23 protein-coding genes are annotated in these 24482 nt (G+C 66.4%); 8 read left to right on the forward strand and 15 right to left on the reverse strand.

Annotated features, from left to right (window positions below; all coding sequences use genetic code 11):
* Positions 1-57: 57 nt before the first annotated feature.
* Positions 58-2658, forward strand: coding sequence for a cell wall-binding repeat-containing protein (locus ACOOHB_RS16520; RefSeq protein WP_420445898.1), 2601 nt, complete (start codon positions 58-60; stop codon positions 2656-2658).
* A gap of 19 nt (positions 2659-2677) precedes the next feature.
* Here the strand turns inward: ACOOHB_RS16520 and ACOOHB_RS16525 are convergent, their stop codons facing one another.
* Positions 2678-3115, reverse strand: coding sequence for a hypothetical protein (locus tag ACOOHB_RS16525; RefSeq protein WP_420445899.1), 438 nt, complete (start codon positions 3113-3115; stop codon positions 2678-2680).
* Positions 3116-3246: 131 nt separating this feature from the next.
* On the opposite strand from ACOOHB_RS16525, the gene ACOOHB_RS16530 reads away from it, so the two are divergent.
* Entirely contained in the window at positions 3247-3975 is a 729-nt protein-coding gene (locus ACOOHB_RS16530) for a cell wall-binding repeat-containing protein (protein WP_420445900.1), read from the forward strand.
* Here the strand turns inward: ACOOHB_RS16530 and ACOOHB_RS16535 are convergent.
* Positions 3941-4168, reverse strand: coding sequence for a hypothetical protein (locus ACOOHB_RS16535; protein WP_420445901.1), 228 nt, complete (start codon positions 4166-4168; stop codon positions 3941-3943). The genes ACOOHB_RS16530 and ACOOHB_RS16535 overlap by 35 nt on opposite strands.
* A gap of 23 nt (positions 4169-4191) precedes the next feature.
* Between ACOOHB_RS16535 and ACOOHB_RS16540 the strand changes: the two genes are divergently transcribed.
* The 3 genes from ACOOHB_RS16540 (at position 4192) to ACOOHB_RS16550 (ending at position 9196) form a co-directional block, all read left to right on the forward strand.
* Positions 4192-4500 carry a hypothetical protein gene (locus ACOOHB_RS16540; protein ID WP_420445902.1) on the forward strand — a complete coding sequence of 103 codons (309 nt, stop codon included), beginning with the start codon at positions 4192-4194 and terminating at the stop codon, positions 4498-4500.
* 46 nt (positions 4501-4546) lie between these two features.
* Positions 4547-7405, forward strand: a complete 2859-nt coding sequence (locus ACOOHB_RS16545; RefSeq protein ID WP_420445903.1) for a cell wall-binding repeat-containing protein — start codon at positions 4547-4549, stop codon at positions 7403-7405.
* Positions 7406-7507: 102 nt separating this feature from the next.
* Positions 7508-9196, forward strand: a complete 1689-nt coding sequence (locus ACOOHB_RS16550) for an RNA polymerase sigma factor (RefSeq protein WP_420445904.1) — start codon at positions 7508-7510, stop codon at positions 9194-9196.
* A gap of 42 nt (positions 9197-9238) precedes the next feature.
* On the opposite strand, the gene ACOOHB_RS16555 is transcribed toward ACOOHB_RS16550, so the two are convergent.
* From ACOOHB_RS16555 to ACOOHB_RS16575, 5 genes are all read right to left on the reverse strand, one after another.
* Entirely contained in the window at positions 9239-10027 is a 789-nt protein-coding gene (locus ACOOHB_RS16555) for an SDR family NAD(P)-dependent oxidoreductase (protein ID WP_420445905.1), read from the reverse strand.
* A 119-nt stretch (positions 10028-10146) separates the two neighbouring features.
* On the reverse strand, positions 10147-10929 hold the full coding sequence (locus ACOOHB_RS16560; RefSeq protein ID WP_420445906.1) for an SDR family NAD(P)-dependent oxidoreductase: 783 nt from the start codon (positions 10927-10929) through the stop codon (positions 10147-10149).
* 1 nt (position 10930) lies between these two features.
* Positions 10931-11629 (reverse strand): nitroreductase family protein, encoded by a 699-nt coding sequence (locus tag ACOOHB_RS16565; RefSeq protein ID WP_420445907.1) that lies wholly within the window; start codon positions 11627-11629, stop codon positions 10931-10933.
* A 56-nt stretch (positions 11630-11685) separates the two neighbouring features.
* Entirely contained in the window at positions 11686-12576 is an 891-nt protein-coding gene (locus ACOOHB_RS16570; protein WP_420445908.1) for a DNA-formamidopyrimidine glycosylase family protein, read from the reverse strand.
* 6 nt (positions 12577-12582) lie between these two features.
* The gene (locus ACOOHB_RS16575; RefSeq protein WP_420445909.1) at positions 12583-13149 is read right to left on the reverse strand and encodes a hypothetical protein; all 567 of its coding nucleotides are present in this window, start codon (positions 13147-13149) and stop codon (positions 12583-12585) included.
* A gap of 42 nt (positions 13150-13191) precedes the next feature.
* Between ACOOHB_RS16575 and hemB the strand changes: the two genes are divergently transcribed.
* The 3 genes from hemB (at position 13192) to ACOOHB_RS16590 (ending at position 15993) form a co-directional block, all read left to right on the forward strand.
* On the forward strand, positions 13192-14172 hold the full coding sequence (gene hemB / locus ACOOHB_RS16580) for a porphobilinogen synthase (protein ID WP_420445910.1): 981 nt from the start codon (positions 13192-13194) through the stop codon (positions 14170-14172).
* A gap of 149 nt (positions 14173-14321) precedes the next feature.
* Positions 14322-15452: an AAA family ATPase gene (locus tag ACOOHB_RS16585; protein WP_420445911.1), complete on the forward strand. Its 1131-nt coding sequence runs from the start codon at positions 14322-14324 to the stop codon at positions 15450-15452.
* The gene (locus ACOOHB_RS16590) at positions 15442-15993 is read left to right on the forward strand and encodes a hypothetical protein (RefSeq protein ID WP_420445912.1); all 552 of its coding nucleotides are present in this window, start codon (positions 15442-15444) and stop codon (positions 15991-15993) included. The genes ACOOHB_RS16585 and ACOOHB_RS16590 overlap by 11 nt, the downstream gene beginning before the upstream one ends.
* A gap of 54 nt (positions 15994-16047) precedes the next feature.
* Here ACOOHB_RS16590 and ACOOHB_RS16595 read toward each other — a convergent pair whose 3' ends face one another.
* The 8 genes from ACOOHB_RS16595 to ACOOHB_RS16630 all read right to left on the reverse strand — a co-directional run bounded on the left by ACOOHB_RS16595 (position 16048) and on the right by ACOOHB_RS16630 (position 24405).
* The gene (locus ACOOHB_RS16595) at positions 16048-16722 is read right to left on the reverse strand and encodes an aquaporin (RefSeq protein ID WP_420445913.1); all 675 of its coding nucleotides are present in this window, start codon (positions 16720-16722) and stop codon (positions 16048-16050) included.
* 75 nt (positions 16723-16797) lie between these two features.
* A complete protein-coding gene (locus tag ACOOHB_RS16600; protein ID WP_420445914.1) occupies positions 16798-18969 on the reverse strand; it encodes a peroxidase family protein in 2172 nt (723 codons plus the stop codon).
* A gap of 335 nt (positions 18970-19304) precedes the next feature.
* Complete coding sequence (locus ACOOHB_RS16605) at positions 19305-19901, reverse strand: HNH endonuclease signature motif containing protein (protein ID WP_420445915.1); 597 nt, start codon at positions 19899-19901, stop codon at positions 19305-19307.
* 362 nt (positions 19902-20263) lie between these two features.
* Positions 20264-20500: a CopG family transcriptional regulator gene (locus ACOOHB_RS16610; RefSeq protein ID WP_420445916.1), complete on the reverse strand. Its 237-nt coding sequence runs from the start codon at positions 20498-20500 to the stop codon at positions 20264-20266.
* The gene (locus tag ACOOHB_RS16615) at positions 20497-20802 is read right to left on the reverse strand and encodes a hypothetical protein (RefSeq protein WP_420445917.1); all 306 of its coding nucleotides are present in this window, start codon (positions 20800-20802) and stop codon (positions 20497-20499) included. Before ACOOHB_RS16615 ends, ACOOHB_RS16610 begins: the two co-directional genes overlap by 4 nt.
* Before the next feature lie 56 nt (positions 20803-20858).
* On the reverse strand, positions 20859-22076 hold the full coding sequence (locus ACOOHB_RS16620; RefSeq protein WP_420445918.1) for a zinc-dependent alcohol dehydrogenase: 1218 nt from the start codon (positions 22074-22076) through the stop codon (positions 20859-20861).
* Complete coding sequence (gene thrS, locus ACOOHB_RS16625) at positions 22048-24129, reverse strand: threonine--tRNA ligase (RefSeq protein WP_420445919.1); 2082 nt, start codon at positions 24127-24129, stop codon at positions 22048-22050. The genes ACOOHB_RS16620 and thrS overlap by 29 nt, the downstream gene beginning before the upstream one ends.
* A gap of 96 nt (positions 24130-24225) precedes the next feature.
* Entirely contained in the window at positions 24226-24405 is a 180-nt protein-coding gene (locus tag ACOOHB_RS16630) for a hypothetical protein (RefSeq protein ID WP_420445920.1), read from the reverse strand.
* Positions 24406-24482 lie beyond the last annotated feature (77 nt).

The following is a 24482-nucleotide window of genomic DNA, read 5'->3' on the forward strand; positions in this document are numbered from 1 at the left end:
TCCGCGGGTGTGGTTGAGTGAGCGTGCGCTGATTTGCCGGTGTCGCTGGAGTCCACCATGGCCGTTCGTTCGTCATTTGCATCCGCCGCCCGGCGGCACTGTGGTCGTGCGCGCCCCCGCCGGCTGTCGCTGGCGCTGCTGAGTGGCCTGCTGGCCGCCGGCGCACTCGCCCCGCAGCCAGCCCAGGCTGCAGCAACCGACGCCTCCTTCACCCGGCTGGCAGGCCCGACCCGCTACGAGACCGCGGTCGAGATTGCTCGGGAGTACGTCGAGGTGCGAGTCGACGCCGGCTCGCAGCTCGAGACAGCGTTGCTCACCTCGGGCGACGACGAGCACTTCGGCTACGCGCTGGTGACACCCGCTCTGTCATTGCGCTACGGAGCCCCGCTGCTGCTCACCGAGCCCGACATTCTTCCGGCTTCGGTCGAGACCTTCCTGCATTCGTACGCCTTCGAGCAGGTGATCATCATCGGTGACGTCGATGTGGTGTCCGACGACGTGGCCCAAGCGGTGCGAGCGCTCGGCTTGGGCGTGTCCCGCATCGGCGAAGCCGACGTGTACGCCACGGCGGTCAATGTGGCGGGTCGGGTCGGTCCTTCTGCGGGCATTCCCGGCACCTACCGCGACCGGGGCCGCACGTCGCTCCTTGCCACCGGCGAGCTCTTCGCCGACGCGCTGGCAGCAGGACCGCTGGCATACCAGGGCGAATATCCGATATTGCTCACGCCCCGCCGGGGCCTGCGCTCCGACGTGGCGCAATTCCTGACCGACAGCGGCACCGAGCACGTCGTCATCCTGGGCGGCCCCGCAGCGGTCAGCACTGCTGTCGAGATCGCCATCACCGATTTGGGCATCACCGTCGATCGGCTCTACGGCGACGATCGCTTCGCCACTGCGACCCGCATTGCCGAAGAGCTGCTGGGCCCCGACACGCCGCGCCGGTGCTTCGAAGGCGATGCGTTCGGCCTTGCCTACGGGTTCAAGGCCGCCGATGCCTTGGTCAGCGGCCCGCTGCTGGGCGAGCAGTGCACGCCGTTGCTGCTGACCGAGCTGGACTCTCTGCCCGACGCCGTGGCCGACCTGCTCGAGTCCGACGAGTTCGCCCCCGGCGACGACGAGGGGAAACTGCATCTGACGGTGTTTGGCGGCCCGGCGGCGATTACCTCGTTCATGGTGCTGCAGGCCGTGGCCGCGGGCACGCTCGACGCGATGACGGCGGAGATCTCGGGAGTGCAGGGGCGCTGCTACATCAACGTCACCTTCGATGAGCCGGTGCTCACCGCAGACGCCGCCGATTCGACCAACTACCGCAGAGCGGGTGTGGCCTTCGGGACCGAGGACGCAGCCGTCGTTGTGGGCGATGCTGAGACCACCACGGAGGCCACGATCCTGCTCGAGGGTGCTGTGCAATACCCCGAGTCGGTGGAGCCGGTCGGATGTTCGCGGCCGCTGCGCTCCAACGAGGAAATCGAGATCCTCGGCGGCCGCATCGGCGAGAAGGACGGCCGGCGCTCGGTTCGCCGCAGCGTCAACAACGTGGTGGCCGACCGCACCGGGCCGACGCTTTCCATGACGGCCTACGACACCGCGACCTCAGCGGTGGTGACGTCCAGCGAGCCGATCCGGGTGCGCTCGGGAGTCGCCGAAGTGGAGCGGGAGAAGCCGCAGCCGCTCAAGGCGACAGTGATAGTGCAGGTGACCGATGGGGCGACCCGGTTTGAGGTGTCCGCACCGGCGTCGTTCGGCGGCACGTTGAGGACCGGCGATCGCATCACGATCGTGACCGGGGCGGTCGAGGACCTGGCAGGCAACGGGGCCGGCCGGGTGTCCGCCCGGGTTGTGGGCGACAACACGATGCCCGAAGTGGCGAAGGTGACAGTGTCACGGCCGACCGGGCGCACAGCTGCGTCCCTCTCGGTTGACGGGAGGCGTGACAGCCAGACCGTGCGCAATGCGCTGACCATCACCGGCAAGTTGTTCGGCGCGGCCTCCGGCGCGGTCGGCAATGGCTGGACGCTGCAGGTCGCTACCGAGACCAGCTGGCTGCCCACCCGCACCTCTGGGGTGACCGTGACCGATACGGGTGCCGGCGGCCGCATCTTCCTCCATGCCCCAGCCGACCGCACGCTTGAGGACGTGGTTTCCGACCTCAATCGCAATGCGGACTTCCGGGAGTGGTTCGTAGCTGAGCTCGATGACGAGGTCGACTCGACCCCCGAGATGCCGGTAACGCTCGGAGGCGACCTCAGCCCGACTGCCATGCGCGGGGGACTGAGCAGCGTGGACATCGCCGTGATCTGGTCCGAGCCGGTGCTTGGCTGCGACGCGGGAGCGGGCGCCATCGAGTCCGGCCGCTTCGAGCTCGACGCAAATGACGACGGGAACTTCGACTACTCGCTCGACGGTCGGGGCGCAGGCCGTGCGGGAGTGGCGTTCGTGGCAGCGCCGGGCAGCAATGAGTCGATTGTGGCCCGTCGAGCAGCATGCGACGAGACAGCAGGCGCGCAGAGCGGCACCCTGGTCGCCCGCCTTCAGGCCAGCGACATCGGGCTGCTGCCCGGGCAGGGGTCACTCCTGTTGATCTCCGAAGGCGCAGCCACCGATTTCAACGGCAACCGCTCGGTCGCACAGCGCTTCGCCGAATTCAGCCGCCCGTGACGCTGGGCCGCTGCGACGGCTAGAGACGTTCGATGGTGAGTCGCAGCACTTCGTCGGCGGTAATCCAGCCGTCGTAGGTGACCCTGAAGCTGTTGTCTCCGTGCATGACGTCCTGGGGCGCCCACCACGCGGCGGTGCCCAACCCGAGATGGGCCAGGAGCTCGTCGTCTTGGATCGCGTTGCACACGGCGGTCATGTCGTCGCTGGAGAATTCTTCACAAGGAAAACTGCTTGGCACGACCCGGTGCGCGGATACCGGCCAGCTTCGCGGCGGCAAGTTGTGCGTCGACGCTGAGGTGGCGAATTCCGAGTACGTCACGACGATTTCGAACGCTTCGACCGTCTCGATGTTGTCCGAAGGCTGGTACGTCGTGGCGTCGGTCTGAGCAGAGGCCGCGCTGGGATACAGCATCAATACTGCAATCGTTGCCGCAGCGGCAATCAACCGCTTCTTCATGACGATGCGCCGTACCTAAGTAGTTCTGTCGCAAGGCTAGTTCCGCCCCAGAAACGGTCATGACGCGCTAGGGCGGCACCGCAGCGGTCTCGGACGCCGTCGAGCAGTCCATCGAGGACTTGGGCCTCGAGGTGACACGCCTTGGGGGTGCAACGCGGTACGACACCGCCGTCAAGGCAGCAGAGTTGATTGCTGACCGCTACAGCGACGCTGCCGGGGAGCCGTGTTTCACCACGCAGCGAATTGGCCTGGCCCGCGCCCGCGTGCCGTTCGATTCCTTCAGCGCCGGTCCACTGCTGGGCAGGCTGTGCGCTCCGTTGCTGCTGGCCGACCCGGCCGCGGTGCCACCCGACACAGCGGCCTTCCTGGACGCGTCTCGTGCGGCTGGCGCCACAGCGGGTGCCACAGCACTCGAACTGAGCGTGTTCGGCGGTGACGCGGCAGTGTCGCAGGCCGCACTCGACGCCTACCTCAGCGGTGAGGGAGCGGGAGCTGCCGAGACGGAAGCGGGCGACTCGGACACGCCAGGCGTGCTGCCCGCTGGCACCTGCGGCGGATCTATCGAAGACGAGCCCCGCCCGTTGCTCGATTCCGACCGGGCCGAGGACCCATCGTGGTCGCCAGACGGCACCCGCATCGCGTTCGGCCGCGGAGATCTCGCACAGAGTTCGCTCATCGTCGCGGACCTCGATGGCGTGGACGAAGTGGTGGTCGTCGATCTTCCCGGCCGCAATTGGATGCCCCGATGGTCACCCGATGGCCAGCGCATCGCCTTCTCGCGCGCGGTCCCTCATGATGATGAATCCGGCCAGACCGCCTTCACGTCTACACCGGTCCGACCGGCCCCCGTTCCGGTCTGACGCGCAGCGCCGGTGAGCACGCCGTCGAGTTGGCAGACCCCGATGTGGACTTCTCCGACATCGACGCTGTGATGACGGTGTTCCCGAGCACCCACTTCGGCGGCGGCAATGCCGGGGGCGTGGTGACCGCCGACGGCTCGACCATGCCGCACTCCCGCATCAACGATGGGCCGTGGTCAGAACCAGCCGACATTGCTCAATCCCGCGACTGGGGCGATGTGGCCGCACACGAGCTCGTCCACAATCTCGGGCTGGCTGGGTCCCGATCGGGTGCGCTGCATCAGCGAGCCGGACGTCACGGTGACGCTGGCGCCGGTAGCGCGACCGGGCGAGGAAGTGGTGATGGCTGCGCTCGTGAGCTCCGGCCGGTTGCCGATGGCGGTGGCTGGCGACAGCGGCGACGGCCAAGTCGATAGCTTCCCCGTCTTGCGACGAGGCGAATCGGTGACGTTGCGCGGCTACACGATCACCGTGATCGGTGACAACGACGACACCCACACAGTTACGATCACCCTCAACCTTTGATCCTGCACGTCACATTCACGGAAATATGAGTGTTCCGCAGTAATCTGTGTTCGCACGTGACCGGTCGTTCACGTGTGAGAAGTGGGGGACGGTGGACTTACGCACTCGGCGGCTGGTGTGCCTGACGGCAGCAGTGCTTGCATCGTGCGTGTGGGCGCCGTCACTGGCGTTGCTGACCGCCGCGCCTGCGCGGGCTGCGAACACCGCCGATGAGTTGCTGGTGGACCCTGCCGACCGTTCGACGTCGCTCGCTGAGGGGGGTGTGCGGCCCTTCGGCGGCTCCGACCGGTACGAGACCGCCGTGCGCGTAGCTGAGCGCTATGCCCACGAGCGAGGCGGGCTGGACTCGGTGAGCACGGTGATCCTGGTGTCGGGCGAGACGCCGATCGACGGTGCGACGGTCGCCGGTCTTGCTGCCCGCGAGGGCGCGCCTGTGCTGTTGACGCGGCCCACTGATCTGCCCGGCCATGTCGCCGACTTCATCGAAGACCACGGGGTGGAGAACGTGATCGTCATCGGCGGGACCGATTCGGTGTCCACCTCGGTACTCGACGACTTGGCTGAGCTCGACACGGACACGAAGATCCGCCGCATCACCGGCGACGACCGCTACGCCACGGCGGCCGCTGTTGCTTCCGAGCTCGACGGTCTGACCAACTGGTGCGGCACGAATGACACGGTCGCGCTGCTTGCCAACGGCGACACCGACCATCTCGGCTATGCGGTCGCCACCGGGCCGCTGGCGTATGCGCTCGAGATTCCGGTGCTGCTCACTCGGCGCGACACGCTGCCTCGTTCCACTGCCGAGGCGCTGGAGGGCATGCGCATCGACCGGGTGGTGATGGTGGGGAGCACCAGCGTTGTGTCGGACAATCTGATCAGCCAGCTCTTGGCAGCGGGAGTGGACAGGACTGAGCGGATTGTCGCGAGCACGCCCGAAGCGGCTGCAGCGGCGGTTGCCAGGCTCATGATCGGCAAGTGCGACTTCGAGCTGACGACCGACAGGTACCTCGTGGGGCTGGTCGGTCGTGATTCAGCGGTTGATGCGGTGGCCGCCGGTCCCCTGCTGGGCCAAGGACTTGACGGCGCTGGGCCCGTTCCGATGCTGTTCGTTCGCAGCCCGCTGGCATCGACGGCGTCGAGCTTCTTGCGCACCACACCTACCACCGTCGATGGCCGCAAGACCCATGCACAGCTTGTCGCCTTCGGGGGTACCTCGGCCATCAGCGATGCCCTGATGAGCCTGACAGTCCGAACGGCAACCACGTCGAGAACGCTCACCGCACGGATCAGCGCGACAGACGGGTTGAAGTTCACCGTCACGTTCAGCGAAAGCCTCCTTACCGAGGGGGCGAAGCTCGAAGCGAGGATGCGAGACCTGCTCTACGTGAACGACACGCCAGCGTGGATTGTCGGGCAGGAATTGGTAAACCCGTTTCCCGGCGGAGGGTGTGACGCCTTGGCGAGGCTGACTGTCGAGCTGCGGAATCCGCTAGAGGCCGGCGACATCATCGAGATGCGATCCACCGACGACTGGTTCGCCACCAACGACGACCGGCGTCCGCTGCAGGGGACCACCTACAAGGTGCCGACGCCCAGGACTCCGACGCCCAGGCTGAACATGGACATCATCGCGATCGCCGGCCATGACGAGTTGGTCTTCGCCATCGAGTACGACCCCGACGACGATCCCGGCAGTGGCGCGCCCGAAGACTTCACCGTCGATGAGAGCCGCATTCGCATCCTGACGGCAAGCGACGTGGAGGTCGAAGTCGGTGAGCCCGTGCGAGCCGGCGCCGAGCGATTCCTGGGGCGCGTCTTCTTCAAGCTGCCGCTGAGGGCGGACGGCACTGGCTACGCGCTCAAGGACGGCGACCTCGTGGATCTGCGAGGCGGCGCCGTGGGCGGCCCGGACAGCCTGCGCAGCGGCCGCCAGCGGGCTCGGGTGAGCACGTCGGCGGCTGCGTTCGGGGTGTCGACGGTGCGGATCGGGCCGGACAACCCTGGCGTTGACGACAGTGCCCGTACCACGACGACACCCGACGAGATTGAGAGTGTCAGCGAGCGCGCCGAAAGGACACTGGACGACGCAGTCCACATCGTGGGCAAGTGGTCTGGCAGTGCCGATGGTGCGAGGGGCAACGGCTGGGAGATCGACAGCGCCCGGGCGTCAGCACGTCTTAGCGAGACGGCCAGCGCCATCTCGCGAACCAATCACCCGGCGGTGCGAGTGTGGGTCGACACTCGCAACCGGGTCGTCCTGCTGCGATTCATCGATTCCGAAGACGGCCAGCCGCCCGAGCTGACACACGGCGAACTGGTCGGAGCATTGCTGGGCAACAGTGCGTTCTCCCGGCACTTCCTGGTGGAGCTTGTCGATGGCTGCGGCGGCGAGGACGTGCCGTTGTCGCTCGCCGACGACTCTCCTTTCCTCGGCATGACCGAGCTCAGCGGCGGACTCAGCTCAGTCAGCTTCCTGGTCGGGTTCACCGACTACGTCAGCAAGTTCGTGGCTGATGGTGAGCAGGACCTCGCGCCTGTCGTTGGTGTTGGCCCAGACGATGTGGCGGTCGGCGAGCTGATCGACGACATCCTCGGCGCCCTGATTCCCGACTATGCCGAGGATCCGCCGACCTCGCCTGACCGGGTCGAGACGACCACCGTGCTTCCCTATGACAAGGTGCTGTTCCGCTTCACCACTGCCGATCCGGACCACACCATCGGGCAGGTCATCAACTTCCGGCGCAGCCGCATCAAGATTGCCCTCGGCATTGCCCACGGAATCGACCGTGACGACCCCGATACTGATGATGTCGACGAGAACATGAACCCGGGAAAGAAGCTGATCGGCGTTTCCAGCCGCGATCAGCTGCTGCGGATCGGCCATCCTGCGGCCGTACTCTGAGGCTCCTCGCCGGTCGGGACCAACAACAGGCCGTTTCGCGCAACTTCTGAGATGCCCGAAATGTGACGGCAAGGCCACCCGGGGGTCGCGGTAGGATCATCAGTGACGGGAGCGATGGCGTTCCCGCTGTTTCTACGCGTGACTGCTATGGCTCTGCGCCTTGAAGACCGAGATCTGGTCATCGCGTACCAGGCTGGCGACAACGATGCGTTCGCCGAACTGGTACGGGAATACCGGCCACAGCTGGTCGGTCACGCGCGCCGCCGCTTGAATTGCGACGAGTCTGCCGAGGACGCCGTGCAGGAGACGCTGGTGCGCGCCCTGCGGGCGATGCCCCGGTTCAACGGCAACTACATGGTCGGCCCGTGGCTGCACCGGATCCTGACAAATGTCTGCATTGACGAGGGCAACCGGCGCCGTCGCGAGAGCGAGAAGACCGAGCGGGTCGCCAAAACCGACACGACGGTGGGACCGTCGCCCAGCGCCGAAGTGGAGCTGGGGCTCGACGTCGATCACTCGGAATTGTCAGACGCGGTCGATGGGCTGTCCGAGCCCTACCGAGAGGCCCTGCGCCTGCGTTTCGTCGAGGAGCTGTCCTACGACGAGATGGCGAAGGCCGCCGGCGTGTCCGAGGACAACGCCCGGGCGAGGGTGTCGCGGGCTCGAAGTGCCCTGCGTGCTGCGCTGCGGGTTGCGGCGTTCGTGCCGGTAGCGCTGGTGGGCCTGCTGCGCCGGGGCGAGCGGGCTGCGGCTGCGGTGTCGAGTCAGTCGCCGGGCGGTGGACGGGCTGCGCTGAATTCGGCGATGCCGATGTTTGCCGAGACGGCACCAGTGGCGTCGAGGGCTGCCGCTGCGGTGAGCAACGCCGCCACCACAGGTGTGCCCATCGTGGCGAAGGCGGCCCTCGGGTTCGGGCTTGCTACTGCAGTGATTGCCCCGACGGTCGATTCGCCGGTGCACAGGGCCGCCGATCGGGTGCTGCCCGATTCGGTGATGGGAGTACTGGCGCCACTTGCTATGGAATTGCCGACGCCTGATGCGCCGGTGGTGGTGCCGGCGGCTGCGCCGGTGACTGGCGTTGCTGACTTGACGGATCCGGCTGGAGCCGGAGCTGCTGCCGAAGTGGTGGCGGTGGCGGCCGCGGCTGTCGTGCAGGAGGAAGCTCCGCAGGCAGTCGAGCGGGCTGCACCGGCTGCCGCTGCGGTGGTCGTCGATTCCGGTTCTGGCAGCGACCGCCTGGTTGCCGACGAGTCTGGTGACGGCACGGTGGCTGCGACCCAGACGGCGGCTGAGTCGACGGGCGCATCCGCCGTCGCACCCTCACCCGTGGTGTCGGTGATGGCGACGAGCAGCGTCGAAGGTGCCGAGTTGACATTCACCCCGTCGGGCGCCGACCGCTACGACGTGGCCGGCACGCTGTCGATGGCGGTGACGACCACCACGACCACCACAACCGGTGACGAAGAGACCACCGAGACCTTGACGACGAACGAGTCGGTCGCTGTGGTCTCTCCGAGCACGGCATCGCTCGACGCCGAAGATCCCGCCGTGACCGAGCGGAGCTTCAGCGCCCTGCTGGTGTTCGCCCCCGGCGACGACGGTTTGTCCGCCGAGATGCGCCTGGCCGCCCGCGGCACCATGAATGACGATGGCTCCCTGTCGATGACCGGCCGCTTCAGCGCCACGCCCACCGAGTCGCTGCCCCTCGTCGTGAGCGGCACCCTCTCAGGCACCCTCGCCCTCGACAGCAACGGGATGCCGCAGTCCCTCACCGTCACCCTGACCCCGTAGCCACTCGCGCCCTGGCGCCAGCGGCCAACTGGGAGGCGCTGATTAGGCGTTCTTGATGAGGAGGCCACCGTCTACGGGGAGGATGGCGCCGGTCATGTACTGGCTGGCGGGCAGGCAGAAGTTGAGCGTGCCGTGGGCGACTTCCTCGGGTTCGGCGTAGCGGCCCAGCGCGGTGCGGCGCTTGGCGAAGATCGTTTTGTGCTCGTCGGGGATGTCCGACGTCATCGCGGTGTTGATGGGCCCCGGGCAAATGCAGTTCACCGTGATGCCCTCACGGCCGAGCTCCACCGCCAGCGACTTCGTCAGCCCGATCACGCCGTGCTTGGCCGCCGTGTACGGCGAGCCGAACTTCGTGGCGCCCCAGCCTTCGGTGGACGCAATGTTCACGATGCGCGCCGCATCTGACTGCCTCAGGTATGGCAGCGCCGCCCGCACGGTGTAGGTGTGCGCTGTCAGCAGCACCTCGAGCGAGATCGCCCAGTTGTCCTCGTACTCAGGTGCGTCGATCGGCGAGAACCGTGAGATGCCGGCGTTGTTGATGACGTGGTCGATGCCGCCGAATCGCTCGGCCACCTCGCCCGCGACCTGGTTCACACGGTCGCGGTTGGCCACATCCATGGTCCAGCCCGCGGCCGAACCGCCGGCGTCGTTGATCTCGGCCACCACGGCGTCCACCTCGGCCTGACCCAAGTCGGTCACCGCAACGTGCGCCCCCTCATCGGCGAACAGGTGCGCTGTCGCCCGTCCCTGGCCCATGCCGGCGCCGGTGATCAGCGCCACCCGGCCCTCGATCGACCGGTTCAATGTCGACAGTCGTCTCGTCGTCCCCACTGCAGATCTCCTCAGCCTGTGGCCGCGCTCAACGTAGCCGCCGCGAACTCAAGCGGCCCGCTCGGTCTCCATGACACTGCAACGGACGGCGGCCCGACGATGCCATCGGGCTGCTGCAATCAGCTGGTCGCCCAGGCGCTGCCGCCGTCGACCTTGAGCACCGATCCCGTGGTGTAGCTCGACGCCTCCGAGGCGAAGTAGAGCGCTGCGCCCACCACCTCGTCGGCCTCGCCGCCACGCCGCAACGCGATCTCGCTCTCGGCCCGCTCGTTGAATGCCTCCATGTCCCAGGCCTTCGAGATGTCGGTCAGGAACGGGCCCGGCATGATGCAGTTCACCCGCACGCGAGGCGCGTATTCGCGAGCGAACGACTGCGTGATCGCATGGATCCCCGCCTTGGCCGCCCCATAGGCCGTCTCGATCGGTGTGGGGGCCACCGCAGCCACCGAACTGACGTTGATGATTGAGCCGCCGCCCGCTTCGTACATGCGCTTGCCGAACACCGCCGAGGCCCGGAAGGGCCCCTTCAGGTTCACGTCGATCACCTTGTCGAACAGCGATTCGGACACCTCGTACAGCGACGGATACAGCGGCGAGAGCCCGGCGTTGTTCACCAGCACCTCGCAGTGGCCGAACTCGTCGTAGACGCGCTCGCACAAGGCATCGTTCTGCTCCCAGTAGCCGACATGGCATTCCACTGCCAGCGCCCGCTGCCCGGTGGTCGAGCGCACCTCGTCGGCGAGGGCCTCGCAGTTGTCGAGCTTGCGCGACGCGATCACCACATCGGCGCCGGCCCGGGCGAACGCCAGCACCATCTCGCGGCCCAACCCGCGGGAGCCGCCGGTGACCACCGCCACCCGACCCGACAGGTCGAACAGCTCTGACGGCGACTTCGGCGTCATCTCAGCGGCTCCAGGAGTTCCAGCTCATCACCGAGTCAAGATCGGTGCGGGTGGCCAGCTTGAAGTCGGTGCCCTGGGTGTACGCCACCGGGCTGAGCGCGTACTGTCGCACCTTGTCGTAGGGAATGCCCAGGATCTCTGCCGCCTCGCGTTCATAGCCGAGGTGCAACGTGGTCCAGCAGGTGCCGAGACCCCGCTCGCGTGCGGCCAGCATGAAGCTCCAGGCCGCCGGAATGATCGAGCCCGCTTGGCCCACCATCATTCGCGGATCGTCGGTGCGGCCGGCGATGCACGGGATGAACAGCACCGGGCTGCGACCCATGTTCTCCGACAGGTACTCAGCCGACGAGGTCACCCGAGCCTGCTGTGCGGCGCGCTGGGCACCCAGACCCGACGCCACCCGGCCCGCATACATGGGGCTGTTGCGGTAGGAGTCGAAGCCCTTCTTGTACAGCGCTGAGATGGCCTCGATCTTGTCGCGCTCGGTGACGAACACGAAGTGCCAGCCCTGCATGTTCGAGCCCGTCGGCGCCTGCACGGCGACCTCGATGCATTCCCGCAGCACCGATTCGGGCACGGGGCGGTCGAAGTCGAGCCGCTTGCGCACCGCCCGGGTGCTCTGCAGCACCTCGTCGGCCGACAGTCCAAGTTTCACTCCGTCGGCCGCAAGGCCGAGCTTTGATTCGTCTGTTTCGCTCATGGCGCAGGAGCGTAACCGGCGCCTGTGACAAGCACCGGGGACCGAGTGGCTGGCCGCTAGCGCAAGAACTTGCTGGTCGTGTTGTCGGCCAGCACCCGCCCGCCGGTCTGGCAGCCGGCGCAGTAGTTGACCGAGTAATCGCGGTAGTCGACGGCCCGCACCAGCTCATCGCAGGCCACGCAGGGTTCCCCCGTGCGGCCGTGCACTGCCGAGGGCCGCTCGGCCGAACGGCTCATCTTCGGGCGCTCTCGTTCGAAGGCCAGCGACTCGTCGACAACCGCTTCGATAGCGGCCACCACCCGCCCCACGGAGTCGGCGTCGAGCCGTCCGACCGAAGCGAACGGCGACAGCTTCGCCCGGTGGCAGATCTCGTTGGCAAGCCGTCGCCCCAGCCCCGAGATCACCCGCTGATCCCGCAGGAAGTTGTGCAGGCGCCCCGAATGGGCCGCCATGAGCTCGGCCATCTCGGCTGCGTCCACCTCGGTGGCCTCGGGCCCCAGCCCGGCGATCGGCTCGGCGTCGGCCACATCCCCCTCGAGCACCCACACGCCGGCCCGCTTCTGCGTGCCTGGCTCGGTGAGCATCAGCCCCAGGCCGCTGTCGAACTCGAACCGTGCCAAGCCGTCGCGGGGGCGGCGCGGCCGCTTCGCACCCGGTTCGAGCACCCGCAGACGGCCGCCCTGCATGAGATGCACCACGAACGTCAGGCCATCGCCACCATCGGCACCACCGCTGCCCGGATCCTGCACCGGCGGAGCGAATCGCAGCACCAAGTACTTGGCTCGCTGGCCGACGGTGCACAGCGGCCATCCGAGCGCGGCGCTGGGCTGCGGGCTGGCCGTCTTGAACGCCGTGAACGACAACGGCTCGACGCGTTTGAGCACCTCGCCAGCGGCCAGCGCTTCCAGTCGTTCTGCGTGCGCTCGGATCTCAGGGATCTCCGGCACGGCGTCTCAGCCCCCGTCGCCGCCGGTGTCATCGGGCGGGCCGCCGGTGCCCCCGGTGTGTCCGGTTGGGCCGCCGGTGCCCCCGGTGTGTCCGGTTGGGCCGCCGGTGCCCCCGGTGCCGCCGTCGCCCTCGGTGCGTCCGTCCGTAGCGCCATTCCCGTCGCCGCCACCCAACGCTTGCCCCAATGCAGCGTCCACCACTGCCAACGCCTCAGCGGCTGCGATCAGCACCCGCACATCGCCGCTCACCTTGATCAGCCCCGCCTGCAACGCAGACAGCGCACCAAGCTCACCCCGTCGCACGGCCTCAGCGGTGGCCCGTGACTGGCTCATCACCACAACGCCGGCATCATCACCTGCGTCGCCGTCGCCGTCGTCGTCGCCGTCGTCAAGACCATCGGGCGCTGGCTCCAGATGCGCCCGACCGCCTTCGATCACCAGTCGGTAGGCAACGGCCGGACCACCGTTGCCGTCGCCGATCCGCTGCTCCACCGTGGCCTGAACATCGGGCAGCTCCACCTCCGCGAGCACCCCCGACATCGCCGCACACCAGCTCTCGGATCCGATCTCCACGGTCCCGAACCTACGCTGATCATCGGCCAATAGCATGACCGCGTGACCTTCCCGGCTCGCCGCCTGCGCCGCCTGCGCCGCACCCCCGCACTGCGCCGGCTCGTCGCCGAGACCACCGTCAACCCCACCGATCTCATCGCTCCGCTATTCGTTCGTGAGGACGCCACCGAGCCGCAGCCCATCGTCTCGCTGCCCGGCGTGGTGCAGCACACCCAGGAGTCGCTGCGCAAGGAAGTCAACGAGCTGGCCGGGCTCGGCATCAACGGCGTGATCCTTTTCGGGCTGCCCGCCCGCAAGGACGCTGTGGGTTCGCAAGCCTGGAACCCCGACGGTGTCGTGCAGGTGGCCCTGTCTAACCTGCGAGACGACCACGGCTCGGAACTGGCCATCATCGCCGACCTGTGCCTCGATGAGTACACCGACCACGGACATTGCGGCGTGCTGACCGACGACGGCGAGGTCGACAACGACGCCACGCTCGAGCTGTACCAGCGGGTGGCGCTGGCCCAGGCCGAAGCGGGCGCTGACATGGTGGGGCCCTCGGGGATGATGGACGGGCAGGTCGGGGCGATCCGCCAAGCGCTTGACCGCAACGGCCACGAGAACCTGCCGATCATGGCCTACTCGGCGAAGTACGCCTCGGCCGAGTACGGGCCGTTCCGCGAGGCGGTCGATGTGACCATCAGCGGCGGCGGGAACCGCAAGGGCTACCAGCAAGACCCCTCCAACGCCCGCGAGGCCATGGCTGAGATCGAGCTGGACATTGCCGAGGGCGCCGACATCGTCATGGTGAAACCGGCGCTGGCATACCTCGATGTGATCGCCGCCGCCCGAGCCCGTTTCGACCTGCCGCTGGCGGCCTACCACGTGTCGGGCGAGTACGCGATGCTCAAGGCCGCTGCGGCCAACGGTTGGATCGACGGCGACGCCATGGCAGTCGAGCACCTCACCGCCATCAAGCGAGCCGGCGCCGATATCATCCTCACCTACCTCGCACGCGAGTTCGCCGAGACGCTGCAGTAGCGGCCGGCTCAGCGCGCCGGGTGCGTCACCCGTGCCACGCCGATGGCGCACAGCGCGCTGGGTGTGCGGTGTGAGCCGCGCCAACGGCGAGAACCACGACCCAGCACCGCAGCAGCCTCCACCAAGACACCGGGCGATACTCTGACTCCGTGCTGAAGCGCGTTTACGTGCACAACTACAAGTGCTTGGTCAACTTCGAGCTGCGACTCGGCGAAGTCAATCTGTTGCTTGGCCCAAACGGGTCTGGCAAGACCGCCTTACTCGATGTCGTCTACGCCGTGCGGCAGCTGCTCCTGGGCGAGGCCAAGGTCACCGAAGCGTCCTGCTTCCCCTCGGGCGCACTGACGATGTGGCAGCACGATCGAGTCCAAGTCGTCGAGATTGACGCTGTTGTAGGTGATGACAACTTCCGCTACCGCCTCGAGATCGAGCACAACCGCTTCGACAAGCGAAGTGCTCGCATCCGCTTGGAACGGCTCAGCGCAGGCGACACGACGCTGTTCTCGTTCGACGACGGCAACGTTCAGCTCTACCGAGATGATGGATCGAAGGGCCCCCCCTATACCTCCGATTGGAACGAATCCGCGCTTGCGAGGGTCTTGCCGAACTCAAGCAACCAGCGGCTGTCGGCTTTTGTCTCACACATGCGGTCTGTCATCGTGACCTCTGTCTGCCCACCGCTCGTAGGTGCAGAGTCGCATCAAGAAGATTCCGTGCTAGATCGACACGCCTCCAACTTCGTCAATTGGTACCGCCAAGCGCTTCAGTTCAACCCAAGTGCAGCGGGCGAACATCTGAAGGCCCTGAAACCGATACTTGACGGTTTCGTAGACCTGAGCTTGCAGCAGTCGGGCCTCGATTCACGAGCGCTGATGTTCGAAGTCCGTCACGGCACTGGTGATGGATTCAAGTACTGGTTGCGGTTCAACCAGCTGTCGGAAGGTCAGAAGGCAGTTGTGATCCTGTACGCACTGCTGCACTTCCGACCAGCGGGTACTGAGTCAGTCCTGCTGCTCGATGAGCCCGACAACTACGTAGGGCTCGCCGAGATTCAGCCGTGGCTCGACGAGTTGTCACTGCTTTGCGGAGACACACAGTCGCAGGCCGTCTTGTGTTCGCACCATCCTGAACTGATCGACTATCTCGGCCCAGCCGACGGCGTCATGCTGCGCCGAGTCGCAGCTTCAGCGACGATTCCGGTGCCGATTTCGGAGTGCAACGTGGGGCAAAGCCTGAAGCTGTCCGAGCAGGTAGCCCGCGGCTGGCTCAATGAGTCGTAGCGTCCGCTTGACGCTGCTCTGCGAAGACAAGCAGCAACGAGTGTTCGCGCATCGGTTCTTCAAGGCACGGGATTGGAACCTGCGCGAATGGAAGCCGATCACTGCCCCGGCTGGGCGTGGTGCCGCCGACAGTTTCGTTCGGACGGAGTTTCCGAGACAGCTCAAGGCACTCCGGGAAAAGGGCGACGAACAGGTCTTTCTTGTGGCTTTGATTGACGGCGATGCTGCAGGAACCCACCAGCGTCGTCGGCAAATCGACGAGGCGTGTCGAGACGAAGGAATCGAACCTCCGACTGACGCGGAGCGAGTGCTGGTCTGCGTTCCGACATGGAACATCGAGACCTGGCTGGCCTACCTCGCAAACCAGGATGTCGACGAGTCGGTCAGCGACTATCCGCGACTCGATGGACGAGAGAGTGAGTGCCAGCCTCTAGTCGAGGCCTTGGCGAGCATGTGCAAAACAGGCGATCTACGCTGCCCTGCGCCTTCGTCTCTTGAGGCTGCGTGTAGTGCATTTGGACGGGTGTTCGGCAGTAGCTGACCAACGGGTGCCGCGTTCGCACACGTTCGTGAGATCATGACGCGCGCCGTCCGCTTAGCGGACGGGGTGTGTCACCCGCGCTACGCCGATGGCGCACAGCGCCCCGATGAACTGCGCCACGATGAACAGCGGTGCGCTGGCGGGGGCGATGCCGGCGAATGTGTCGGAGAACATGCGGCCCACGGTCACGGCCGGGTTGGCGAAGCTCGTCGATGAGGTGAAGAAGTAGGCGCCGCCGATGTAGGCGGCCACTGCGAAGGCAACGAACTGTTCCTTGCCCGAACGCACCACGCCGATGATCACGATCACCAGCCCGAACGTGGCGATGATCTCGGACAGGAATGCCGCGGGGCTGATCCGGTCGTTCGTCGACCAGATCACGGCGTCGAGTTCGAAGATCACGTTGGCCGCTATGACGCCCAGGATCCCGCCTGCGGTCTGCACCACCACGTACAACCCGGCCATCCGGTTATCCAGGTCGCCTGCGAGCCGCGCCCACAGCGTCACCGCGGGGTTGAAGTGCGCCCCCGACGTCGACCCGAACAGCAGGATCAGGCACGCCAACGCACCCGCCGTGGCGATCGAGTTCTCCAGCAGCTGCAGCCCGACATCGTTCGGGCTCAGCCGTTCGGCCATGATCCCCGAGCCGACCACGCTCAGCAGCAGGAACCCAGTCCCCACGAACTCCGAGGTCAACCGGCTGGCCGTCGTCTGCCTCAGCGCCGTCACCGGGACAGCCTCGCAGCTACGAGCAAACGAGCGTCAACGGCGCGGCGAACTCACGGGGCCTCGGTCGGCCGTCTGCTAGTAGAAGCAGAGCGGCGGAACATGTATGACGGCCGCAGGAGCTGGCCGCGCAGCGGTGTTGCTTGCGGGCGGTGTGCTGGCCTCGGTTTCAGTGCCTACTTCGGTTTCGGTGCTGGTTTCGGGCTCGGCCTCGCTGGTGCTCGCAACGACAAAGACGTTGTCATTGAGCTCGTCTCCAATGGGGGTGTTCCTGCGGATGATGTCCGCCAGCGTGGTGCCGCGAACTTCCGCCAAGAGATCGGAGTTCGCTACGAAGTAGGCGTCATTCTCGAACCAGAAGCGGTCGCCATCGCGGAGGCGGCGGAACTGGTCGGAGATGACGGCACGGAGCGTCTCGCCGACCGCCGCTTCCGACACATGGCCTTCTGCCAGTGCAGCGGGCCAGAGGTCCAAGTCGTCGACATCTCCGTAGGCGTCCTCGAGCGCCTGCTGGACATCTGGGTCCGACGAGATGTCGGCGAAGCTCTCCACCTCGGACAGGCCGTAGGCGCTGCGCACCGTGTTGTAGTCGCCGACGCCGTGATCGCGGCCCCGCTGAAGATTCAGCGCTACCAGGTCGAAGGCGATGCCGTGTGGCTCGCGCTGGAGGAAGTTCCGGACTTCGTTGATGACCAGCGCGTCAACATCTTGGGCCTGTTGAGCAGCGAAGCCGCGCAGGACTTCGGAGATTCCATGACCGTTGTAGAACGAAGGGCTGAAGAACGAACTTGCCAGACTGATCTTCTCTGAGGTCCCGTCCGCATCGAGGAGATTGAGTTTGGGCGACAGCAAGGTGTGGCCGACCCGGTACGCCGCCGCCGAGAACTCGCTGGCGATGGTCGGATCGACGTCTGGGTCGTAGCCCGAGTAGGCGTCGAAGGCGTCGGGCCCCAACAGCAACGGCAAGAACTCGCTGAAGGTGATGTTCTGGATCTGAGCGCCGACGATCTTGCGGGCCAGCTCGTAGATCTCATCGCCGCTCAAGTCAGGATTCTGGGTGGCGATGATGCCCGCGAGGCGGTTGTGCTCCCGATTGAACAGCGTGTGCATCGCCGTGAGACCGATCTGCTCGTTGACTCGCACATCGCCTGCAACAAAGAGCGTCGTGCGATGCGCGCCGCCTTCATTGTCGAGGCCCAGCTCGTTGTACGGCAAGAATCGGCCGTCGCTTGACGTCTTGAGCTTCCCCGTCCCGCCATTGGTGCGCAGAGCGGAAGCTCGAACTCTGTCGGAGCCGTACACCTGCGAGCCGTCAATGAACGCGGTGATCGCGTTGACCTGCCTTCGAGGATTCTCTGCGTCGGTTCCAGTCTCGGGATCGGAGACCGAACGGCTGAGACCGATGGTGGCCTCGCCGGTCCCAAGGGGATCGAACACCGGGTCGTCGGCAGGGACAACGATCAGGAGAGGCTCATCTGCGTTGTCGAGGCTCAGCGTGATGTCGTGGTCCAGGAACTGGCCCCACTGCCACACGATGTCGCTGGCCTGTGACGAGTTCGGCACTGAGGTGTCTTGGGCGAACACGAGGTTGCTGATGGTGCGAGCGTTCGGTCGCGATGTCGTCGGCGTTGACACACCGTCGGCGTACGAGTTGGGTGCCTTCTTGAGCAGAGTCGTGCCCGCCATTCCCCATGTGAGATTGGCCAAGTTGTTCCCCCGGCCATCCAGGGCGCGAGGAGCGAGATTGTCAGCGAACTCTTCGAGGCTGAGGGAAACGACCTCGCCGGCCGTCCAATCGGCATCGACGCCGACCCATGTGAAATGACCGCTGTCGATCTTGCCGTCCGCGAGGTTCAGCCCCACATCGCCGACCTGCAGCCGCAACGAGCTGAATTCGTCCGCAAGCCCAGGCTCAATGCGGATGCTCACTGTTGCTGTGCTCGAATCCGAGTCGGGCTGGGTGAGGAGAATGCTCGTCACCGAGTAGTCCGTCTCCATCCACGAGAAATCGGTATCGGTGAGGGAGCCGCCCACAGACTCGCTGTACCCCAAGGGATCTCCATCGCCTCCCACCGTCAATTCGGCTTCCCACACCGCGCCGCCCCCGGCAGCCACCCATTGCGGAGTGCTGCTGTCTTCTGATCCGGTGCTCAGAGCCAGGCTGTGCGGAGGTGGCGCTGCCAGGGTGAGCAGGACGGCCAAGGCGGTCGCCGACAGCAGAAAACGACGGAAGAGGGCTGTCAATCGCACAAGGCGCACGCTCCTCAAGATGCTGGGGCCAAGGCCCCGTTTGATGGTGGGGGTTATGACGCGATCAGCCTCCGCTGCAGTGCGGGGCTGGTAGTACCCCAGGCTGCAAACGGAGGCTGAGCGGCGCAGGTTAGTGCTGCAGGTATGTCACCAAGCCGGTTCCGAACTGACCGTTTGCCAGCAGATACGTGAGAGATTCGAAGGACGAGTTCTCCTCATCCTCTGATCCGACATGCTCACGCAATCAACCAACTTCGGCTCGCATTTTCCCCATGGCCCGGCTACGGGCTGCGGGCGACGGTTGATGCTGTGCTGGGTTCGCGACCGGGGCATTGCTATGGGCTGCGGGCCGTGACCGGTGCCGAGCCGGTGCTTCGGCCGCTGCGTTCGGTAGGCGGCCGGATGCGGGGCCGGCCGTCAGTCGGTGTGTATATGCCGTGATCGTGTTGGTGTAGGCCCCGGTGGCAAGGTTCGCATAGCGATGCGAGGTTGGGGATGTCGGTGTGGCCGCCGTGTTCGAAGTACTGGATGTGGTGGGACTGTGTGTGCTCGCTGGTGAGGTCGCAGCCGATGCAGCCGCGGTCGCGGGCGGCGAGCACGAGCCGCTGGGCGTCGCTGGCGTTGCGGGTGCGACCCATCGCAAGCCGCGACCAGTCTGTGCTGAATACGGCGGGCAGTACCTGTGCATCGACCGCCAAGTCGGCCAGCCGTGCATCGTGACGTGCCTGAGTGGAAGTCATCCGGGTGTACTCGCGCAGACCATGCGCAGCCCCTTGGGGACCGCACCGGGACGCCATCTCACCCAACGCAGCCAGGTACTGGCCTTCCAGGCGAGCCCGCTCCGCAACCAGGCTCATCACCCGGTCCTGCAGATCGCTGTAGCTCATCTCGGAGAGATCGACCTGCTGCTCGGCTTCTGCCGAATCGCTCAAGGGCGCTTGGCGCATCACGCAGGGACACCCAGGAGAAGAATCTCCGTCGCGATCAGTCACTCAGGCGGCCGAAGTAAGTGGTGTTGTCCTCGTCAAGTGGTCGGCACGGGCAGCAATCTGGGCATCCCCACCAAGTTGCCAGGCATGAACGCTCCCAGCGTTGTGATGTCGGCACATGAGGCCGCGCTGCTGCGACATCCTGAAATCGCGGCCCAGATCGAGGCCGACCAGGCTGATCCGTCAAGCGCTCTTCGTTCCGAGGCGAGACGACCCTGAGCGGACTGAGGAGATCAGCTCTCGCGCAGGTCGAAGGCAATCATGGTTGAGCCGCGGGAGCCGGCGTTGGCTGGGGACCGTGTCGTCTAGGCGGATGATTCTTGCAAGGCGTTGTCGACTGCCCGACGCACCCATGACGACACCGAGCGGTCATCTGCAGCCGCCGCTGCTTTCACCTGTTCGAGCACCTGCGGCGAGAAGCGCACCGCGATCGGGTCGGACAGGGTGGTCACGCGGCGTCGTGGTGGCCCCTGGGGTCGCAGGTTTTCCGGCCGGCTATAGAACTCGTATTCCTCAGCAGGCGACATGCTCTCAGTGTTCATCGGTCCTCCATGTATTGAGCCGTCAGGTACCGGGGTGCCTCGTAGCAGCCAATCGGCCGACACCTAGTTGAGTCACCGGACTTTGATGGTGCGAGCGGGACCGCCAGCACGTCACCGTTGACCTCCGCAACCATGATCCAGTGTGCGGGAGGTCGCGCCGGGTAGAAGAGCGGTCTGTTCTGCCAGACCTCAACGATGTCTGACACGCCGAGCCTTCCGTGCTTGAACAAATGCGGCAGTTGATCGGTGATTTCGAACGGATCATGGTCGTCGAGGAGGTCCACGTCGAATGGGCGCTCCACGGCGGTAATTGTATTGCAAGCGAATACGACTCCGGCGCCGCTCGCACGAAACGACTTCAGTCCTCGCGCAGGTCGAAGGCGATCTTCGTCGAGCCGCGGGACCCAGCGCTCGCGGCGTGCTCGAGTGCGTTGCGGTATTCCTCCAGCGGGTACAGCTCCGAGACCAGCCGGCCCAGGTCACAGTCGCGCACCAGCTTGATAGCGGCCCCGAAGGTGTGCCCCCCGTCCAACGCCGGCTCGGTGCCGTAGCAGTAGGCCCCCACCAGCTCGGTCTCACGGTGCCACAGCGCCGACAGGTTCAGATCCACATTCGCAGGCATGCCCAGCACCACCACCCGACCCCGCGGCCGGGTGATCGCAATGGCATCGGTCAGCGACGACGACGAGGCCACTGCGTCGATCGTCACGTGCGTCCCCGAGCCCAGCGTCTCGCCGATCACCCTCGTGCCGGCGGCCCGGCGCACGGCTCGCCCCAGCTCGTCAGGCGACACCGCCAGGTCGGCCCCCAGCTCACGGGCCAGCCGGCGCTGATGGCTGTAGCGGGCGCCCACCACGATGGCCGCCACGCCGGTCAGCTGCCGCAACGCGGCAACCGCAACCAAGCCCATCGTGCCAGCGCCGATCACCGCCGCCGTGCCGCCTTGGGTCACTCCCGACCGCAGCGCAGCATGAACGCCCGCAGCGGTCGGCTCGATCATCACCGCCGCCTCGTCTGACAGGTCCGCAGGCCCGAGCGAACCCAGCGAGTGCAGCTGCGACCGGTGTGCGGCAAACGTCTCGGACCAGCCGCCGCCCGTCGACGCGCACGAACCTGTCTGCAACCCGGCTTCGATCTCGCCGCCGATGAGGTGTCCGTAGTCGTTGCCGTCGGCAGGCGCCGCATCTGGCCACGGCGGCGCAACGCCGTGCGCTTCAGGCCCCAGCACCGGTTCCAGCACCACCCGGGTGCCGTCGTCGATGTGACCCACCACCTCATGGCCTGGCACGAACGGGAACGACACCAGCGCCTCGAAATAGCGCGACACCTTCCCATCCACCGTCGCAAGATCCGACCCGCAGATGCCCGACAGCGCCGTGCGCACGTACTGCCAGTCACCGCTGGGCAATTCCGGCGGGTCCATCTCGGTGAGACGCAGCGGACCCACGCCCGCACCCGAGCCAGGCTTCAGCTTGCCCGCCGCCATGGCCGCCGCGAACCGCAGCTCCTTGCGCTCGAAGACCAGCGCCTGCACGCCCGCCCGAGCCTCAGTCGCTCGCCGCGGCGATCGCAGCACTGACGTCAGCGCCTGTGCCGCTTGAGCCGCCGACATCGGCAGCTGTGTTGCTTGGGCCGCCGACATCGGTGGCCTTGCGTTCCACCTCGTCGGCCAGCTGCGCAATGAACTCGCCCAGCGGAACGTCGCGCCGCACCGGATGGCCACGCGAATTCACACCCACCGTGCCCGCCGCCACATCGTCGTCGCCCACGACCAGCACGTAGGGCACCTTCTCGAGCTTGGCCCGACGGATCCGCGCCCCCAGTGGGTCATCCGCCGGCACCATCTCGGCCCGAAAACGTTTCTCGGCCAGCTGCGCCACCACCTCCGAGGCAAATGCATCGTGATCCGCTCGCACGCCCAGCACCACCGCCTGCACCGGTGACAGCCACGGCGGGAACGCACCCCCGTAGTGCTCCACCATCACACCGAAGAACCGCTCGATCGCGCCAAAGAGCGCCCGGTGGATCATGATCGGCCGGTGCAATTCGCCGTCAGCGCCGGTGTATCGCAGGTCGAACCGTTCCGGCAGGTTGAAGTCGAGCTGAATCGTCGACAGCTGCCATGACCGCCCGATGGCGTCCAGCACGTCGATGTCGATCTTCGGCCCGTAGAAGGCCGCCTCGCCCTCGGCTTCGACGTAGTCGTGGCCGCGCCGGTCCAAGGCCTCCCGCAGCGCCGCCGTCGCCCGGTCCCAGCCGTCGGCGCTACCCACGAACTTGTCGGGATCCTGCGTCGACAGCTTGAAGGTGAAATCCTCGAAGCCGAACGCGCCCAAAACCGACAGCACGAAATCCAGCAGCCGTTCGATCTCGTCGCCCAGATGCTCGGGCGCCATGTACAGGTGGCTGTCGTCCTGGGTGAACCCACGGATCCGCATCAGCCCGTGCAGCGTCCCCGACCGCTCGTAGCGGTACACGGTGCCCAGTTCGAACAGCCGCAGCGGCAGCTCACGGTAGGAACGCTGGCGTTGCCCGAAGATCAAGCAGTGCATCGGGCAGTTCATCGGTTTGGGGTAGTAGACGCCGTTGTCCATCTCCATCGGCGGGTACATGCCCTCGGCGTAGAAGTCCAGGTGCCCGGAGGTCTCGAAGAGCCGGGCGTGGGCCAGGTGCGGTGTGTACACGAACTCGTAGCCGCCCGCTTCGTGCCGATCCCGGCTGTAATCCTCCATGATCTTGCGGATCACCGCGCCCTTGGGATGCCACACGGCCAGCCCGCCGCCCAGCTCCGGGGGGAAGCTCAGCAGATCCAGTTCGGTCACGAGCCGGCGATGGTCTCGCTTGGCGGCTTCGGCCAGCCGTTCGAGGTGGGCAGCCAGCTCGGCCGCAGAGCCCCACGCAGTGCCATAGATGCGCTGCAGCATCTGGCGCTTCTCGTCGCCCCGCCAGTACGCGCCCGCGACCCGCATCAGCTTGAAGTGGCCAAGGCGTCCGGTGTCGGGCACGTGAGGACCGCGGCACAAGTCCACGAACTCGTCGGTGTTGCGGTAGGTGGTGATCACCCCGCCGGTGGGACCCGAAGTCGGGTCGTCGGCTTCGCCGTCGAGGATCTCGATCTTGTAGGGATGCTGAGCGAACAGCTCATCGGCCGCAGCACGGTCCACCTCGGCGCGGATGAACGGCTGGCGCGCCGTCACGATGGTGCGCATCTCGGCCTCGATCGCCTCGAGGTCGTCATCGGAGAATGTCCGCGGCCGGCCGGCCTCGTCGACACCCAGGTCGAAGTCGTAATAGAAGCCGTCAGTGATCGGCGGTCCGATCGAGAACGTGGCGCCCGGGTAGAGCCGCAGTACCGCCTGGGCCAGCACATGCGCAGTGGAATGGCGCAGCACCTCAAGTCCATCGTCTGAGGAGGGGAACACCAGCGACACCGAAGCGCCATCAGGCAATGGCCGGTTCAGATCAAGCTCGGTGCCGTCGGCGACCGCGATCAGCGCATCCTTCGCTGCCCGCCGCCCCAGCGACGCGGCCAGATCAGCGCCCGTGGCGCCAGCCGGAAGCTCGCGGGATTGCCCGTCGGGCAGCACCACCGTGATCGCCGCGGAGGCGGCTTCGCTGCCGGCGCTCATTGGACTGGGCTCACTGGAACTGGGCTCATTGGACCGGGCTCACTGGGACTGGGCCTACTGGACCAGCCTCATCGGGCAGGCGACATGGGGCTGCGGCTAGCCCCCGCTGCCGGTGGAGAACACGATGTTGATCACGACGATCAGGAACAGCAAGCCGCCGAGCACCCAGAGCTTGTCGGCGAGCTCGAAGCTCCTGAACTTCGCGAACGGGACCATCATCCTTGCCGGGTCCCGGAGCGACTTCTCGTCGACCTTTCGCGTATCGCCGTCGCTCATGAGCACTCCTGGGTGGGCTGATCCGCAGTCGGCGCCGCGGTCGGTGGTCCGGCCGCGCGTGCAGCCACCGGGCAAGG

Source organism: Candidatus Poriferisodalis sp. (assembly GCF_965215815.1).
In the GTDB taxonomy this organism is placed as follows: Bacteria; Actinomycetota; Acidimicrobiia; order Acidimicrobiales; family Poriferisodalaceae; genus Poriferisodalis.